Below are 16,717 nucleotides of genomic sequence, written 5' to 3'. Positions count from 1 at the left end.
AAATGAGATATGCCGGAAAAGCCCGGCTGGTAACAGAAGAAGTAGAGAAAGTGATCGCGGGAAAACAGTCCTGCGTGGAGAAGATCATGATGGCATTCCTTGCGGGCGGGCATATCCTGATCGAGGATATTCCGGGAGTGGGAAAGACAACACTCGCGGTAGCGTTTGCCCGCGCTATGTCTCTGGATCAGGGACGCGTACAGTTTACTCCGGACGTTATGCCGTCGGATATCACAGGATTTTCCATGTATGATAAAGAAGACGGAAGGTTCCATTACCATCCGGGAGCAGTCATGTGCAATCTTTTTCTGGCGGATGAGATCAACCGTACATCAGCGAGGACTCAGGCGGCGCTCCTGCAGGTGATGGAAGAGGGGACAGTGACTGTTGACGGGGTCACCTATCCGGTGCCGGAACCGTTCCAGGTGATCGCAACAGAGAACCCGATCGGTTCGGTGGGAACGCAGATGCTGCCGGAATCCCAGTTGGACCGTTTTATGATCTGCGTGGTCATGGGATACCCGAGCCGGAAGGATGAGATCGAGATACTGACAGGGAATGCGGGATATCCGTCACTGCGGGAAATGCGGGCTGTGGTCACAGCGGACGAACTGATCCGGATGCAGGCGGAGACGAGAGAGGTGTTTATCCATAAGGTGATCTATGACTACATCGTGTCTCTGGCCGAGGCGACCAGGGATCACCCTATGCTTGCGTTGGGATTAAGCCCCCGCGGTTCGCTTGCGGCAGTGCAGATGGCGAAGGCGGCCGCATATATGGACGGGCGTACGTTTGCAGTGCCGGATGACGTGGCGCGTGTATTCGGAGATATTGCAAGACACCGTGTGATCTTAAATGCCCAGGCAAAAGCATCCCGGGTGTCAGCGGACGATGTGCTGGCAGAGATCCTGGAGTCTGTAAAGAAACCACGGCCGGAGAAGAGACAGAAATGAGGGGAAAGAAACAGAGAAAACCAGGCGGTAAGACGGGGGCGGGAGCTGGAGGCGGTGTAAAAAGCAGGATCCTGTATGCGGCGGCAGTGTTTGCAACACTTGCGGCGGCAGTGACCCACGATGCGGAGTTCCCCCGTTTCCTGCTGGGATTTGAGATCCTGCTGGCGGCGGCGCTGTATGTCTGTGTGCGTACGCTGGCGTCAGGCCTGCAGGCGGAAGTCCGGCTCCCGTCTGCGGCGATGCGCAGGGGAGAGCTGTTTGAGATCCGTGTGGCTCTCAGAAACCGCCGTATCCTCCCTGCGGCAGATGTGACAGTGGAAGTAGCGTGCCGGGATATGTTTACCAGCGAGGTCAGTACGCTCAGGTCTCCGGCAATGGTGGACGGCAGGGGAAGGGCTGAAGTGGTATTCCGGCTGAAAGCGGAGCACTGCGGTGTGGTAAGTATTGCGGGCAGTGACGTGCGGGTGAAAGATTATCTGGGCCTGTTCTGCGGGCAATGTAAAGTGTGTTCTTTTACAGCCGAATATACCTCTCTGCCCAGGTGGGAGACCGGGGAGAATGAGGAAAACCGGATGACCGGAAAAGCGGCAGGAGGAGAAGACAGCAGCGCCTGCCGCGCAGGGGAAGATCTCTTGGAGGCTGTGGATATCCGTGAGTACCGGAAAGGGGATATGCTCCACAGTATCCACTGGAAACTGTCCGCGCGGTTTGACCAATGGATGGTGCGCGACCCGGGAGATACATCAGAGACAGCGCTCCTTGTCTTTCTGGATCTGTATCCGGGAGAAAACGGAGTTTCCCGCAGTGAGCTGGATACTTTTTATGATAAAGCGGCGGATGTGTCCTGGGAGATGCTGCGCTCCGGGCTGCGCCATGATGTGATCTGGGCGAGGGAGCAGATATTAGTCCGCTATACGGTCAGGGATGAGGCGTCTTTCCGTGAGATGCTGATGGCGCTGATCCATACGCCGCTGTCTGAGATCCATACGGATCTTAATACACTTTATAAGGAGCAGTCTGAGGATGAGACATATACAGAAGCAGGGCGGCTCTCGCTTGCGCAGACAAAGAGCAGCAGCCCGGACAGCTGATAAACTGCATAAGGAAAGTGCGGAAACCATGCTCCTGCCCGAAGGGAAGGAACTGATCCAGTCGCAGACAGGGCGGTTCCGTCCATATCTGTGGTGTGCGGTGTCCGGTATCCTGCTGCTGCTTGAGTGCGGCGGCCTGCTGGGGATGGCTGTGAGCGGATGGTGCCTGCCGGCGGATCCGATATGGTGGATACCGGCGCTGATCCTGTCCTGCCTGTTGTTTACCGGATTTTACCGATGGGATAAGCTGGAGGGAAAGCGCAGATACGGGGTGTTCCTGTTCACGCTGGTTTATGCATCAGTATTGTTCCTGACACAGGATGCTTTTACGTCAGGTGCAAAGCAGTTCTTAAATGCCGCTGTTTCCGCTGCAAACCAGCAGTACCGCAGCTCAGTGGAGCTTTTTTCTGTTTCGGGGAGCGCCTCTGACCTGAATGTGTTCCTCGCGGAACTGACAGTCCTGCTTGCCTTTGTCCTTGGAGCGGTGACCGTGTGGCGGCCGGATGCGCTTGTGCTTGCAGTGATCGAGTTTCCCCTTCTTGCAGTTTTTTTTCTTTTTGCCTGTTCGCCGTCGATCCTTCCGCTGTTTGCACTGATGTTTGCGGCGCTCGGCGTGCTGGCGGCGTCGCGGTCCTGGCGGCGCAGAAGTTTATGGGGCGGAGACGGAAGCGAACAGAGGCGCCGGAATCTGGAATGTTTTGAAAACGTACAGAAGAAAGTTCTTCTCGTGGTGGGATCAGCGGCGTTTCTCCTGTCTATATCTGCGTTTTATCTTGTAAGGCCGGTCCTGAGCGTACAGCTTGAGAAAGCGGAGAGTGCAGCTTCACGGATCGAGACCGGGATCATGGAACAGCTGCTCGGACTGCTGCCCCAGACCGGGGCGGGGAGTATCCTTATGACAGCCGAAACAGAAGGGCGGGGAGTGCAGGACGGTGCTCTTGGGGACACGGACGGATATGCGGTCGGTTCTCTGGAGGACCTGAAGGTTACGGTTTCTGAGCAGCCGGCAGAGACAGTATATCTGAAAGGATTTATCGGAAGCAGTTATGGAAGCAACCGATGGCAGGGCCCGTCAGAGGAGCATTTTAAGAGTGCGGCGATGAACTGGCGGACGGAAGATGATCCGATGCTTTATATCCAGAACCTGCCGTTTTTGCGCACGATGTATGCGCAGGGAAGTATGTCGTCAGGGCAGGATGTGGCAGATCAGCCGGTGACCGGCGAGCCGGCATCCGGACAGCAGGCGGCGGAGATGACAGTGGAACGGCTGAACGCATCATCGGAATATACGTATGTTCCGTATAACGCTTATCTGAATGAGTATTATGAACTGTCCGGCGGAGACGGGGCGGTACTGGGGCAGGATGTACAGGATGATATTTTCCCTTTCTATGCAGAGGCAGACTGCAGTCCGGTCCTTGAGGCGTGGGATAAAAATGAAGAAAATTCCAGTGTGCTGGACCGGACGGAGGCTTCTTATGATGCTTACACGCAGCAGCGGTACCTGGAAGTCCCGGACGGCCTGGAAGATCTGCAGGCTGTGTGCGCTGAGCAGGACTTTCAGTGGAAAGATGAAGACGAGTGGATGAAGGAGCAGGGGCTGGTCCCGGAAGAGCTGGAGAAGATTGAAAACTTTGTGATCACCTATCTGAATGAACATTACACTTATGATATCCATGCCGGGGCAGTTCCTGAGGGTGAGGATTTTCTCCGCTATTTTCTTGAAGAGTCAAAGACCGGATACAGTACGCATTTTGCAACGGCAGCTGTAGTTATGTTCCGCATGTGCGGCGTGCCGGCCCGCTATGTGGCGGGATATGCCGCTCCCGCGGAGCTTTTCACCGCTCAGCCGGACGGGACATACACGGCAGTGCTGCAGGCGGATAATTCCCACGCCTGGGCCGAAGTTTACGAACCGGGGATCGGCTGGAAACCGGTGGAGACGACCCCTGGAGCGCTGGGGACGAAACAGGAAGTCGAAATGCCCCGGACAGATCAGGAACGGAAAGATCCTTCTGCGGCCGATGAGTCTGACAGTATAGAACCCGGCCTGCTGCAAAAACTGACAGCCTTTCTGTCGGAGGGAAATCTGAGTTCGGTGATCGTTCTGATGGAAATCTCAGTCCTCGTTCTGGGAGCGGCAGGACTGATCAGCAGACGTGTGATGAAACGCCGGATATATCTCGGGAAGAAGAAAAAGGCAGGTGTCAATGAAAATATCAGGAATGTATTCTGCGGCTTCTATGAGCTGCTGCTGTATGCAGGACTGCCTGAGAGTGTACACTCGGATGATCCGGACTTCTGCGAGAAAGCTTTGCAGATATGTGCGGGCAGCGGAAGATCAGCGGGCGGAGCGCAGCAGGGATGTGAAACTGTAGGCAGGGATGAAATAGCAGAGCTCTATATGCTGACATTGAGGGCTGTATACGGCAGAGAACAGTGCGGTGGGAAAGAGCTTATAAAAGCCCGGAAGATATCCGGGAAAGCAGCTGCGTCAGCAAAACGGGGGCTCAGGCCTGCAAAAAGGATAAGGGCTTTTTTGTGGGAAGGATTTTGACTTCCCTGTAGAGTACAGCTGAGAGATAAGGAACATGCTGAGAATAGTTACATGTTTCTGGATTTTTTACTATGTCCTCTTTTTCGGGGTTTTCTTATAATATCATCAGGAAGAAAACCTACAGAAAAGGAGGACATTTATTATGAAAAGAAAGAGACTGATCGCTCTGCTGCTCACAGCGGCGATGACAGCGGGAATGCTTGCAGGATGCGGTGGCTCCGGCGGAGACAGCGGCGGGGGCGATGCAGACGGCGGCAAAGAGGCGACAGGCAAGGTTTATTACCTGAACTTTAAGCCGGAGCAGGCAGACCAGTGGGTAGAACTTGCAAAACAGTATACAGATGAGACGGGCGTACAGGTAGATGTCCAGACCGCGGCGTCCGGTACATATGAATCCCAGTTAAAGTCAGAGATGGCAAAGGATGAGGCTCCGACACTCTTCCAGGTGAACGGGCCGGTCGGACTGGCGACATGGAAGGATTACTGCTATGACCTCTCTGACAGCGCGGTTTACAAAGATGTATCAAGCGATGACTACGTGCTCAAAGACGGGGACCAGGTACTGGGGCTTGCGTACGTGATCGAGACATACGGCATCATCTACAACAAGGCGATCCTGAACGACTACTTCGCAGCTGACTGGTCCACAGTGAAATCAATTGACGACCTGAATAATTTCGAGGCGCTGAAGGCTGTTGCGGAAGAGATCCAGGCGCACAAAGACGAGCTCGGGGTACAGGGCGCGTTTACATCCGCGGGTATGGATTCTTCTTCTGACTGGAGATTTAAGACACACCTTGCAAACCTGCCGATCTATTACGAGTATCAGGCGGACGGGATCACATCCACAGACGCGATCAAAGGTACATATCTTGACAATTACAAACAGATCTGGGATCTTTACCTGAACAACGCAACCTGCGATCCGTCCATGATCTCTTCCAAGACGGCAGAGGACGCCAACGCGGAGTTCAGCCTGGGCGAAGCTGTATTCTATCAGAACGGTACATGGGCATACAACGATGTCAAAGGCAATGAAGTAGCGGACGAAGATATGGGAATGCTTCCGATCTACATCGGCGTGGAGGGTGAAGAAGACCAGGGGCTCTGCACAGGTTCCGAGAACTACTGGTGCGTAAATAAGAATGCTTCCGAGGAAGATATCCAGGCGACACTTGACTTCATGCAGTGGGTAGTTGAGAGCGACGAAGGACGCGACATGCTGGCGAACGAGATGGGATTTGTCACACCGTTCACCACATTCGCAGATTATCTGCCGTCCAACCCGCTCGTACAGGCAAACGAAGAGTACAACGAGGCAGGAAAGACGCCGGTGAGTTGGAACTTCACTACAATGCCGTCAGAGAACTGGAAGAACAATGTGGGCGGCGCGCTGCTTGAGTACGCTCAGGGCACAGACGACTGGAACGGCGTTGTGAGCGCATTTGTTGACGGCTGGGCTACAGAGTACGCAGCCGCAAACGCAGAATAAATGATAACAACAATACTGCCAGAGTAACATGTTATTTTTTCATATCCTCTTACTTTATAAAAAGGGCTCCGCATTGCGACGGAGCCCTTATCAGGAAGGAGAAAAGGAAGATGCAGAAAGCAATCAAAAGATATTTTCCCTTATTCGTGCTTCCCACGATGGCCGCTTTCACGATCGGATTCCTGGCTCCCTTTATCCTCGGTGTATGGCTGTCGTTCTGTAAGTTTACGACGGTGACGGACGCAGAGTTTATCGGGATATCCAATTATCTGAAGATCCTGGGCGATAAGGAATTCATCCACGCGATGTGGTTTACAGCGCTCTTTACGGTGGTGACCGTACTTGTGATCAATATCCTGGCTTTTGCGGTGGCGCTGCTGCTGACGAAAGGCATCAGAGGAACGAATGTATTCCGCACGGTATTCTTTATGCCGAACCTGATCGGCGGCATTGTGCTCGGATACGTATGGCAGCTCCTTTTAAACGGCGTCCTTGCCACGTTCGGGCGCACGCTGACTTATTCGGAAGTATATGGGTTCTGGGGACTGGTGATCCTGGTCTGCTGGCAGCAGATCGGCTATATGATGATCATCTATATCGCGGGTATCCAGAACGTGCCGGGCGATCTCATCGAGGCGGCGAAGATCGACGGGGCAAGCCCCCGGCAGATCCTGCGCCATGTGACGATCCCCATGGTGATGCCGTCGATCACCATATGTACGTTCCTGACCCTGACGAATTCATTCAAGCTGTTCGACCAGAACCTCGCGCTGACCAACGGCGCCCCGTCCAAGATGTCCGAGCTGCTGGCGCTGAATATTTTCAATACGTTCTACGGCAGGGCGGGCTGGGAAGGCGTCGGCCAGGCGAAAGCGGTCGTATTCTTCATTATGGTCGGGGTCATTGCCCTGATCCAGAATAAACTGACAAGATCGAAGGAGGTGCAGCAGTAATGGGTGCAAGAAAAGCAAAACACGGGCTTCCGCTGACGATATTTTTTTCGGTCTTAAGTCTGCTGTACGTTTATCCGATCGTGCTTGTCATCATCAATTCATTCAAGAAAGATGTGTATATCAGCAGGATGCCGTTCAAGCTCCCGCTGGATAACCTGTTCGTGGGGATTGAAAACTATATCCGGGGGATTGAGAAGAGTGGTCTTCTGCCGGCGTTCGGGTGGAGCCTGTTTATCACGGTGTTTTCCGTAGCGGCGATCATCCTCTTCTGCTCCATGACAGCGTGGTACATCAGCCGGGTGGATACGAAAGTGACAAAAGCGATCTACATGCTCTGCCTGTTTGCCATGATCGTGCCGTTCCAGATGGAGATGTATACCCTCTCCAAGATCGCCAATATGCTGAAGATGGGCAATCCGTGGGGGATCATCGTGATCTACCTCGGCTTCGGCGCGGGACTTTCTATCTTTATGTTTACCGGATTTATGAAGTCGATCCCGCTGGAGATCGAGGAGGCGGCCATGATCGACGGCTGCACGCCGGTCCAGACATTTTTCCGGGTGGTCATGCCGATCTCAAAACCGACCTGTGTGACGGTTACGATCCTGCAGGCGATGTGGATCTGGAACGATTATCTCCTGCCATCGCTGGTACTTGACCAGAGAAAATACAAGACCATCCCCATGGCGGTACAGTACCTGAAAGGCGGGTACGGCTCCGTTGATATGGGCGCTCTGATGGGGACGCTCGTGATCGCCATCGTCCCGATCGTGGTCTTCTATCTCTTCTGCCAGAAATATATCATCGAAGGCGTGGTCGCCGGCGCGGTGAAAGGATAAAACAGCGCATTTTTCTTGAGGCGGAAAGTCCTCTGTGATATACTGGTAACGTATATGGGAGGATGGTTACAAATGCTGACGATTCTGATAGCAGATGATGAAAAATTGGAGAGGAACGGGATTAAATTCCTGCTGAAACGGGAGAAAGAGGAATTCCAGATCATAGAAGCGGTGAATGGCAAGGATGCGCTGGGCGTTCTTGCCTCTCATCATGTTGACCTGCTTCTGACGGATGTGAAGATGCCTTATATGAACGGATTGGAACTGTCCGCTCATGTAAAGGAAAATTATCCGGAAGTGGAGATCGTCATATTCAGCGGGTACAATGACTTTTCGTATGCCCGCGAGGCGCTCAGGTACGGAGTGGTGGATTATGTCCTGAAGCCGGTGGACCCGGAGGAATTCCATAAGACGATGAGCCGGGTGACCGCACATATCAGAGAGCATATGGCGGACCGTGAGAGGCAGGACCGTCAGGAAGATTATCTGAAGAAATATTTCCTTCTGGAGTGGCTGTATACGGAGAGCGGGCGCAGCAGGGAGAACCTGGAAGCGCTGACGGAGGATCCGGGCGATATCCTCAACCGCTGCACAAGGATGATCCTGGCCGGTTCGGCAAATGCGTTTTTCGAGACGGAAGAGGAGCATTTTATCGGGAATCTGAAAGAGAGGATCCAGAGGGAGTTTTACTATATTAACCTGAATTCGAATGAGTCTCTGTTTTTATTTGCAGAGAAATATACAGACTATGCTCAAGTTGCGGAGAGCCTGTATCAGTTCTTTGCCCAGCAGTATGACAGCGAATGCTACTTCGCCGTCAGTCGCGGGGTACAGGGATGGCAGGATTTCCCGGCGGAATTCCAGGAACTGGAAAGCCTGATGAGCGGACAGTTCTATCAGCCTGCGAAGCATGTGGCGGTCAATGGCGAGACGGACGATCCGGCAGCGCCTGTGACAGAGCCGGACTCTGAGCTGACTGAGCAGATATCCAGGGATATCCGCTATAAAGACGCAGTGCGTCTGCGTCAGGATTTCCGGAAACTGGAGAAAAAGTACCGGCATGAAAAGAAGTTTTCCGAGATGTACGTAAAGTTTGTTTTCTCGGGGATTGTAAAAGATATTTACGAAGAGTTCCCGGAGCTTGGAGAGAAGCCGCTGGCGAGAAAAGTGGAACGGATCTACCGGTGCAGGCAGATCGGAGATATCCTGGATATCGTGGACGATGCTGTCTGTGAGTTTGAATCCTGTCTGAGCGAACAGCAGGATGGGATCCGCCGGGAGGTCGCGCAGGTGAAGAATTATATCCTGCATCATTACAGTGAGGGCAACTTAAGCCCGGATCATCTGGGGGCTATGGTGTACCTGTCGCCGGGATACCTGAGCACTGTGTTTAAGGAAGAAACCGGTGTGACGATCAACCGGTATGTGAGGGAAGTCCGGATGAACAAGGCGAAAGAACTGCTTGAAAATACGAACATGAAGATTTCGGCGATCAGCTCAGAGGTGGGCTTCTCCAGCAGTACATATTTCTGCCGGAGTTTCCGTGAGTTTTACGGAGTGTCTCCGGAATCATGCAGGAAAGGACAGGCGGCGGATGAGGAGGATCTTAAGTAAATTCAGAAATCTGAGATACAGATACAAGATCACATGGCTTGTTCTTGCGGCCGGGCTGCTGCCGGTGGCCATCATCGCTGTTTATTTCCTGAGCGGGATGATCGATACAGTCCGCGGGCAGGAGCAGGAAAATATGTACCGGATCGTGGAGCAGTCTTCTGATACGATCGGCAGCCAGGCGCTGGTCTATGAGAACCTTGTAGATTATCTGTCCTACTCCCAGGAACTCAGGGATATCATTGTCTCCGAACCGGATTCGGATTATGAGACTTATCTCAGGTATACCAGGGTGATCGACCCGCTGCTCCAGATGCCCCAGATCTATCATCAGGAGATCAGGGGCATTACGCTGTATGCGGAGAATATCGAAGTCCCGCACGGAGATATGCTGATGCCGCTCAAAGAAGCGGAATCAGAGAGCTGGTACTCCAGGCTGGATGATACTTCGCATATGCAGTGGACGGTCAGGCTGGGGGCGGAGAATGAGCTTATCGTATCAAGGCGGTTTTATGAGGGGGAGGAGAGTACAGCGGTGCTGTCCATGCGTCTGGACTATGATACGATCCTGCAGCCTTTTGTCAGCCGTATGACGGAGGATATGGGCGGACTGATCACAGACCGGACAGGGCAGACCGTGTATTCCTTTCAGATGCAGGAGGGGAAATATAAACCTGAGAATCCCGAGTCGCTGAAATACCTGCAGGACCATTACAGATGCTTTACAGGAGAGATCGAAGAAACAGGGTGGACGGTCTGTGTCTATCAGCCGCGGACCTTTTTTATGGAAGCCGTGATGGAGCTGATCTTCCGGAGTATTCCGATCCTTGTACTGTGCATCATAGCGCTGACACTTATCGGATACTTATTTGCGGGCAGTATTGTAAAACCGCTGGAGCGCCTGACGGAAAATATGAACCAGATCCAGCTTGGCTTCCGAAAGGTGACGGTAAGCAGCAAGTCTGATGATGAAGTGGGGGTGCTGATCCGTGCATTCCGCAGGATGATGGATGAGATGAACCGGCTGATCTCGGAAGTGTATGAGAGCAAGATCCTTCTGCAGAATACGGAGATGCGTGCCCTGCAGGCGCAGATCAACCCGCATTTCCTGTACAATTCCCTTTCGATCATAAACTGGAAGGCGATCGAGGCGGGCAATGCCGATATCAGCAAAGTGACGCTGGCGCTGTCGACTTATTACCGAACGAGCCTGAACCGCGGGGAGACGATGACATCTGTGGAGAATGAGATCAGTAATATCCGGGCGTACCTGAAGATCCAGCTCATTATGCATGACGACAGTTTCCGGGCAGAGGAGGAGATCGATCAGGATATCATGGAATGCCGGATCCCGAAACTGATCCTGCAGCCCCTGGTGGAAAATGCCATTGATCATGGACTTGACGTGGCGGAGACGGAGGAGAAGATCCTCTGGATCCGGGCGGTCGGAGATGCGGACGGACTGCTGTTCGAAGTAAAAGACAACGGAGCCGGCATGGAGCAGGAGAAAGCAGATGAGATCCTGACGTACCATTCGAGCGGATACGGTCTTCGGAATGTAGCGGAGCGGATACAGGTCCTGTATGGAGATGAGGGGCGGGTAGAGATCACGAGCCGTGTGGGCGGCGGTACGTGTGTTAAGATCAGGATACCCAGGAGAGCAGAGGAAGAGAAATGAACAGCATGAAAAAGTATAAAAAGCCGGTACTGATCGCAGCAGTATGCGTATTGGGAGCACTGGCCGCGGTCCTGGCCTGGCGGGGAAACATCAGGCAGGACGAAGAACAGCCGCCGGAAGACATGGCGCATGAGCGGGCAGAGATCCAGGAGCAGTGGCGCGAAGCGGCGGGCACCCCGCTCGGGAAATACCCGGAAACAGTAACCTATACGCTGGGAAAGGTCGCGGGAGCGAATAACGCGAATCTGCCGGTCGGAGATACCTATGAGGATAATGCCTATACGAGATATCTGAAAAATGTCCTGAATATCCAGAATGAGAATGTATTCGCCCTGGAGGCGGACGGCTCTTATGAAAAGGCGCTGGAGGCTGCGATATCGGACCGTGATATCCCGGACGTCATGGTTGTGAACGGCAGGGACAACCTGATCCGGCTTGTGGAGAGCGGGCTGGTAGAGGATCTTACGGACGTTTATGAACAGTGTACGACAGATACGATCAAAGAAATGTATGACAGCTACGGAGAGTCTCTGCTGGGATCGGCGACATTTGACGGAAAGCTCTATGCGCTCCCGAACTCCGTGATCGACGACGGGGCGATGATGCTCTGGCTGCGGGACGACTGGATCCGCGAGCTGGGGCTGGAAGAACCGCAGACGATGGATGAGGCAATGGATATCGTCAAAGCGTTCAAAGATAATAAGATGGGCGGCGATGAGACGATCGGGCTGGCCTGCAGCATCGGTCTGATCGCGGGATCGAGCGAGACATACGGAGTGGATACCATTTTTACGATGCACGGATCATGTCCGGAAAACTGGATCCTTGACCGGGACGGGACAGTTGTGTACGGCTCCCTGACGCCGGAGACAAAGGAGGCTCTGGGGTACCTGAACCGGCTGTATGAGGACGGGGTGCTGGATTCACGGTTTCTCCTGAGAAAGAGCGAGAATATCGATGATCTGATCGCGAACGGTCAGTGCGGGGCGATCTTCGGGCATTGGTGGGCGCCGAACAATCCGCTGATCCTCTCTTATGACGCGGACCATACGGCAGACTGGAAACCGTATTTCTTTACCGTGGAGCAGGAAAACCAGGTTCCCACTTTCGTATCCTATGACGACTGGATGTACGTGGTCGTGAGAAAGGGCTATGAACATCCGGAGATCGTATGCAAATATGTAAGCGCGATCTTTGACTATTCCCGGTATGAAGATAACCGGTATGCAAGGGAAGTAAATGAATACTTTTCGATCAATGTGGACCCGACCGCCCGGCCGATGAATATTAATGTCGATTACCGGGATGCGCTTTACCGGTCGGGTGAGAATATCAGGAAGGCGCTGACAAATGAGTTGAGCCTGACAGAGCTGTCGGGGCTGGAGCGGTCATATTATGACACGTGCCGGTCGTTTGTCAGCGGGAATCTCACAACGGCAGCCGGGTGGGCGGCATATGCGTCAAGAGTGACTGCGGTCGATGTCCTGACGTCCGGCGGCATGAGGGATGAGGAAACGCTTTTTATGGGGGATGTGGATATGGAGATCCCGCAGGAACTGCAGGATCTGGAGCGGGAGACGTTCCTGCAGATCATTGCGGGGGAAAAACCGCTTGACTATTTCGATGTATTTGTGGAGCAGTGGTATGAAAACGGCGGGGCGGAACTGACGGAAAGAGTCAGAAGCGCCTATGAAGAAGGCTGTCGCACGGAGTGAGCTGTGCGGCGGCCTTCTTTCTTAATGAATCTCCCGGCGCTATGATTCCGCTAGAAAAATGGCTGGAAAAAAATCCGTTTATTGACAGCTGTACACCTGAATGTTATATTTAGGTTAAATATGAGTAAAATAAACAGCGGGAGGAAAACAATGAAAGACTGAATACAGGATCTGCGCGCAGCATGCGCAGAGAACGTTTTGTTTTCCGGGCGCTGTTTTTTTGCGCAAAAATAAGTTATAGACAAGTTTTATGCAAATGAGAAGGAGAGTCAAAGAAAAAAGGAGATTGTTATGGAAGTTTCATTTTCTGGCTTTTGTGAGCAGGTGTTTTCAAACCCGGTCCTTATGATCACGGTGCTGCTCACACTGGGAGTTATATTTGTAAACGGCTGGACCGACGCGCCGAATGCGATCGCCACATGCATCGCGACCCGGTGCCTGAAAGTCCGGACAGCGATCATGATGAGTGCGGTGTTTAATTTTCTCGGCGTGCTCGTGATGACGAAGATCAACAGCGCGGTGGCGTCCACCATCAGCAACATGGTGGATTTCGGCGGCGAGACGAATGAAGCGCTGATCGCTCTGTGCGCCGCATTGTTTTCCATTGTTGTGTACAGTGTGGCTGCCTCTGTATTCGGTATCCCGACGAGTGAGAGCCACAGCCTGATCGCAGGCCTGTCGGGAGCTGCCATCGCGATACATAACGGCGTCGGCGGGATCAATTTCGCCGAGTGGGCAAAGGTGCTTTACGGCCTGGTGCTCAGCCTGGCGCTCGGCTTCTTTATGGGATGGGTCATCTGTAAGATCATTACCATCCTGTGCGCTGCCGCAGACAGGCGGAAGACGGACGGCTTTTTCAAGGGAGCGCAGATCTTCGGCGCTGCATTCATGAGTTTCATGCACGGGGCACAGGACGGACAGAAGTTTATCGGAGTTCTTTTCCTGGGGATTGCGTTCTGCAACGGCCAGAGCAGCGTTGAGGGCATGCTGATCCCAGTGTGGCTCATGCTCCTGTGCAGCATTGTCATGGGCGTGGGAACGAGCGTAGGCGGTGAGAAGATCATCAAATCCGTGGGCATGGACATGGTCAAACTGGAGAAGTTCCAGGGCTTTTCCGCGGACCTGGCGGGCGCGGTATGCCTCCTGCTCTCCAGCGTGTTCGGTATCCCGGTGTCCACGACGCACACAAAGACCAGCGCCATCATGGGAGTGGGGGCAGTGAAGAGGCTCTCAGCCATCAATTTCGGCGTGGTCAAGGATATGATGCTCACCTGGATCTTTACATTCCCGGGATGCGGGCTGATCAGTTTCGTAGTAGCGAAGATATTTATTGCGGTATTTTAACTGGTTTTATAAAAACATAGGAGGAAAGGAAAATGGCAAAGAAACAGGATTCATTTTATTTTGATAATTTTATCGCGTGCGCGGAGGATTCATGCCGCGCGGCGGAGATGCTCAAAGGGACGCTGGAAGATTTCCGTACCGAGGGACTCCAGGAGCGCCTGAACCAGCTCCACGAGATCGAGCACAGCGCGGATATGAAGAAGCATGATGTGCTGGACCGCCTGGCGAAGGAATTCCTTCCGCCGATCGAGCGCGAAGATATCGTGTCCCTGAGCCAGAATATCGATAATATTACAGATAAGGTAGAGGATGTCATGCTCAGGGTCTACATGAACAATGTACAGGAGATCGAGCCGGGCGCCCTTAAAATGACAGACGTGGTGATCCGGTGCTGCCAGGCAGTCAAAGAAATGCTGGTGGAGTTCAAGGACTTTAAGCGGTCTAAAAACCTTAAAAACCTGATCATCCGCATCAATGACCTGGAGGAAGAGTCAGACAAGCTTTTCATGCAGAATGTGAGGGATCTGTACACGGAGTCCGAGGATCCGATCCGCATTATCGCGTGGAGAGATATCTATATTTATCTGGAGCGCTGCGCGGATGCGTGTGAGCATGTCGCGGATGTAGTGGAAAGCGTGGTTATGAAAAATTCATAAATTGCCGTACAGGCTGGGATAACAGGAAGGACCGTGCAGTGACGCGCGGTCCTGTCCCGTTTTTCGGGATGTTTATCTTGCATTTTAACAGTGCGTATACTAAAATAAAAATGCCCTGTTACATGCAGGGAAACACTTTTTGTGCGCAATTTCAGCATAATTGGAACAGGTATTTATGAAATCATATACAGCAGGGGAGAAGAAACATGAGCGATAGTTATAAACCACGGTCACTTATGGAGATCATGAATGACGTGCTGGGTACAGTGCGTGATTATTACGACGCAGAGTACGCTTATTATATAGAAAAAGAGCAGGGCGATATCGAGACAATCTATGAGTGGTGCGCGGAAAATGTGGAGTGGCAGCGGGACAAGCTGAAGCTGCTCCCGGAAGAACAGCAGCCGCGCTGGATGAAAGAAGAGATCACGGATACCACTTCAGACAGCTACAGCGTGTTCCGTCAGATCAGTGAAGATACGACAGCGATACTGGCTGTCGCCGGTGTGCACAGGGGAGGATGCACCCTTGACCTGATGCGTGCGCTCCTTCCGTATATCCCGCAGGCGATCGCTCTCCAGAAGATGCAGAAACAGCAGGAATATCTGAGCTACCACGATGATCTTACAGGACTGCTGAACCGCAACAGCCTTGTGGATTATCTCGATAAAGTGGCTGACAGGGAGCTGGCGTCCCTTGGGGCTCTTTCCATCGATATCAACGGACTGAAGAACTTTAATAAAGAATTTGGCAGGGAATATGGGGACGAGGTCGTCATCCGTGTCGGCGAAGTCCTGGAGGAATATTTCCGCAGCGGTGAAGTTTACCGCCTGACAGGGGATGAGTACCTTGTCCTTGTGGAAAATACATCTTATGAGGATTTCACAAAACAGATCTATGCGGCCCATACAAAGCTGGATAATATCAGCCTCGGGCTCGTTGCCATGGGATATGCATGGGAAAAAGTAGATATCGATGTGGACAAGCTGGTCGGCAATGCGGAAGTCATGATGCGCGAGGAAAAGAAAAAATATTATAAGAATCTGAAGAAGGGGCATCATGAGCCGATCATTAAGCAGGACCTGCTGGAAGATATCGAGCATGGGAATTTTATCGTCTGCCTTGTCCCGAAGATGGATGTGCAGACAGAGCAGATCGCAGGTGCGGAAGCAGTTGTGCGCTACCATCACAAGGATCTGGGGATCGTTGACCCGGGGAAATATATCAATCTGCTGGAAGAGACGAAACTGTCCCACTATCTGGATCTCTACGTGTTCGAGGAAGTGTGCCGGACGCTGCACAGGTGGGAGATTGAAGATATCCCTCTCATCCCTGTTGCGGTGAATTTCGCGGGAGCTACCCTCAGGCAGGAAAGCGTAGCGGACAGGATGCTGAAGATCATCGAGAAATATCATGTGCGCTGTGAATATCTGGAAGTGGAAGTCTCAGAGTCCGGCAGCGATATGAACCAGGAGATGCTCGCAGAGACGAGCAGCAAGATCCGGAAGGGCAATGTCAGGGTCATCCTGGATCATTTCGGCGCGAAAGATTCCAGTTTCTCGATCCTGTCTCTTATGGAATTTGATGCCCTGAAGCTGGATAAGAGCCTGATCACGAATATCGTGGGCAACAGCCGGAGCCGTATCGTGGCGCAGGCAGTGATCGATATCTGCCGGCAGCTCGGCGCGTCTGTCGAGGCGGCGGGGGTCGAGACCCAGGATCAGCTGAATGTACTGGGAGAGCTGGGGTGCGACCATGCGCAGGGAGTGCTCTTTAATAAACCGATCACCATAGAGACGTTTGAAGTCCGCTATCTGCGGGGCTAGAT

General features: G+C 52.9%; 12 protein-coding genes. All 12 read left to right on the top strand.

Features of this window, described 5'->3' with window-relative positions:
• The first annotated feature begins 2 nt into the window (after window positions 1–2).
• The 12 genes from B5G27_RS05825 to B5G27_RS05770 all read left to right on the top strand — a co-directional run bounded on the left by B5G27_RS05825 (window position 3) and on the right by B5G27_RS05770 (window position 16,715).
• On the top strand, window positions 3–953 hold the full coding sequence (locus B5G27_RS05825; RefSeq protein ID WP_087178160.1) for an AAA family ATPase: 951 nt from the start codon (window positions 3–5) through the stop codon (window positions 951–953).
• Window positions 950–2,044 (top strand): DUF58 domain-containing protein, encoded by a 1,095-nt coding sequence (locus B5G27_RS05820; protein WP_087177987.1) that lies wholly within the window; start codon window positions 950–952, stop codon window positions 2,042–2,044. Before B5G27_RS05825 ends, B5G27_RS05820 begins: the two co-directional genes overlap by 4 nt.
• Complete coding sequence (locus tag B5G27_RS05815) at window positions 1,977–4,601, top strand: transglutaminase family protein (RefSeq protein ID WP_087177986.1); 2,625 nt, start codon at window positions 1,977–1,979, stop codon at window positions 4,599–4,601. The genes B5G27_RS05820 and B5G27_RS05815 overlap by 68 nt, the downstream gene beginning before the upstream one ends.
• Window positions 4,602–4,743: 142 nt before the next feature.
• Window positions 4,744–6,093 carry an ABC transporter substrate-binding protein gene (locus B5G27_RS05810; protein WP_087177985.1) on the top strand — a complete coding sequence of 450 codons (1,350 nt, stop codon included), beginning with the start codon at window positions 4,744–4,746 and terminating at the stop codon, window positions 6,091–6,093.
• Window positions 6,094–6,203: 110 nt separating this feature from the next.
• Window positions 6,204–7,046 (top strand): carbohydrate ABC transporter permease, encoded by an 843-nt coding sequence (locus B5G27_RS05805; RefSeq protein WP_087177984.1) that lies wholly within the window; start codon window positions 6,204–6,206, stop codon window positions 7,044–7,046.
• Window positions 7,046–7,885, top strand: coding sequence for a carbohydrate ABC transporter permease (locus tag B5G27_RS05800; protein ID WP_087177983.1), 840 nt, complete (start codon window positions 7,046–7,048; stop codon window positions 7,883–7,885). The genes B5G27_RS05805 and B5G27_RS05800 overlap by 1 nt, the downstream gene beginning before the upstream one ends.
• Before the next feature lie 72 nt (window positions 7,886–7,957).
• A complete protein-coding gene (locus B5G27_RS05795; protein ID WP_087177982.1) occupies window positions 7,958–9,499 on the top strand; it encodes a response regulator transcription factor in 1,542 nt (513 codons plus the stop codon).
• Complete coding sequence (locus tag B5G27_RS05790; RefSeq protein WP_087177981.1) at window positions 9,480–11,174, top strand: sensor histidine kinase; 1,695 nt, start codon at window positions 9,480–9,482, stop codon at window positions 11,172–11,174. The genes B5G27_RS05795 and B5G27_RS05790 overlap by 20 nt, the downstream gene beginning before the upstream one ends.
• Window positions 11,175–11,179: 5 nt before the next feature.
• Window positions 11,180–12,889 carry an extracellular solute-binding protein gene (locus B5G27_RS05785; protein WP_087178159.1) on the top strand — a complete coding sequence of 570 codons (1,710 nt, stop codon included), beginning with the start codon at window positions 11,180–11,182 and terminating at the stop codon, window positions 12,887–12,889.
• A 291-nt stretch (window positions 12,890–13,180) separates the two neighbouring features.
• On the top strand, window positions 13,181–14,233 hold the full coding sequence (locus tag B5G27_RS05780; protein ID WP_087177980.1) for an inorganic phosphate transporter: 1,053 nt from the start codon (window positions 13,181–13,183) through the stop codon (window positions 14,231–14,233).
• Between the two features lie 32 nt (window positions 14,234–14,265).
• A complete protein-coding gene (locus B5G27_RS05775; RefSeq protein ID WP_087177979.1) occupies window positions 14,266–14,889 on the top strand; it encodes a DUF47 domain-containing protein in 624 nt (207 codons plus the stop codon).
• A 206-nt stretch (window positions 14,890–15,095) separates the two neighbouring features.
• Entirely contained in the window at window positions 15,096–16,715 is a 1,620-nt protein-coding gene (locus tag B5G27_RS05770) for a bifunctional diguanylate cyclase/phosphodiesterase (protein WP_087177978.1), read from the top strand.
• Window positions 16,716–16,717 lie beyond the last annotated feature (2 nt).

The organism is Lachnoclostridium sp. An76 (assembly GCF_002161355.1).
GTDB classification, from domain to species: domain Bacteria; phylum Bacillota; class Clostridia; order Lachnospirales; family Lachnospiraceae; genus Mediterraneibacter; species Mediterraneibacter caccavium.
Note: the sequence above shows the minus strand (reverse complement) of the source record. Positions and strands in the feature narration are given on the sequence as shown.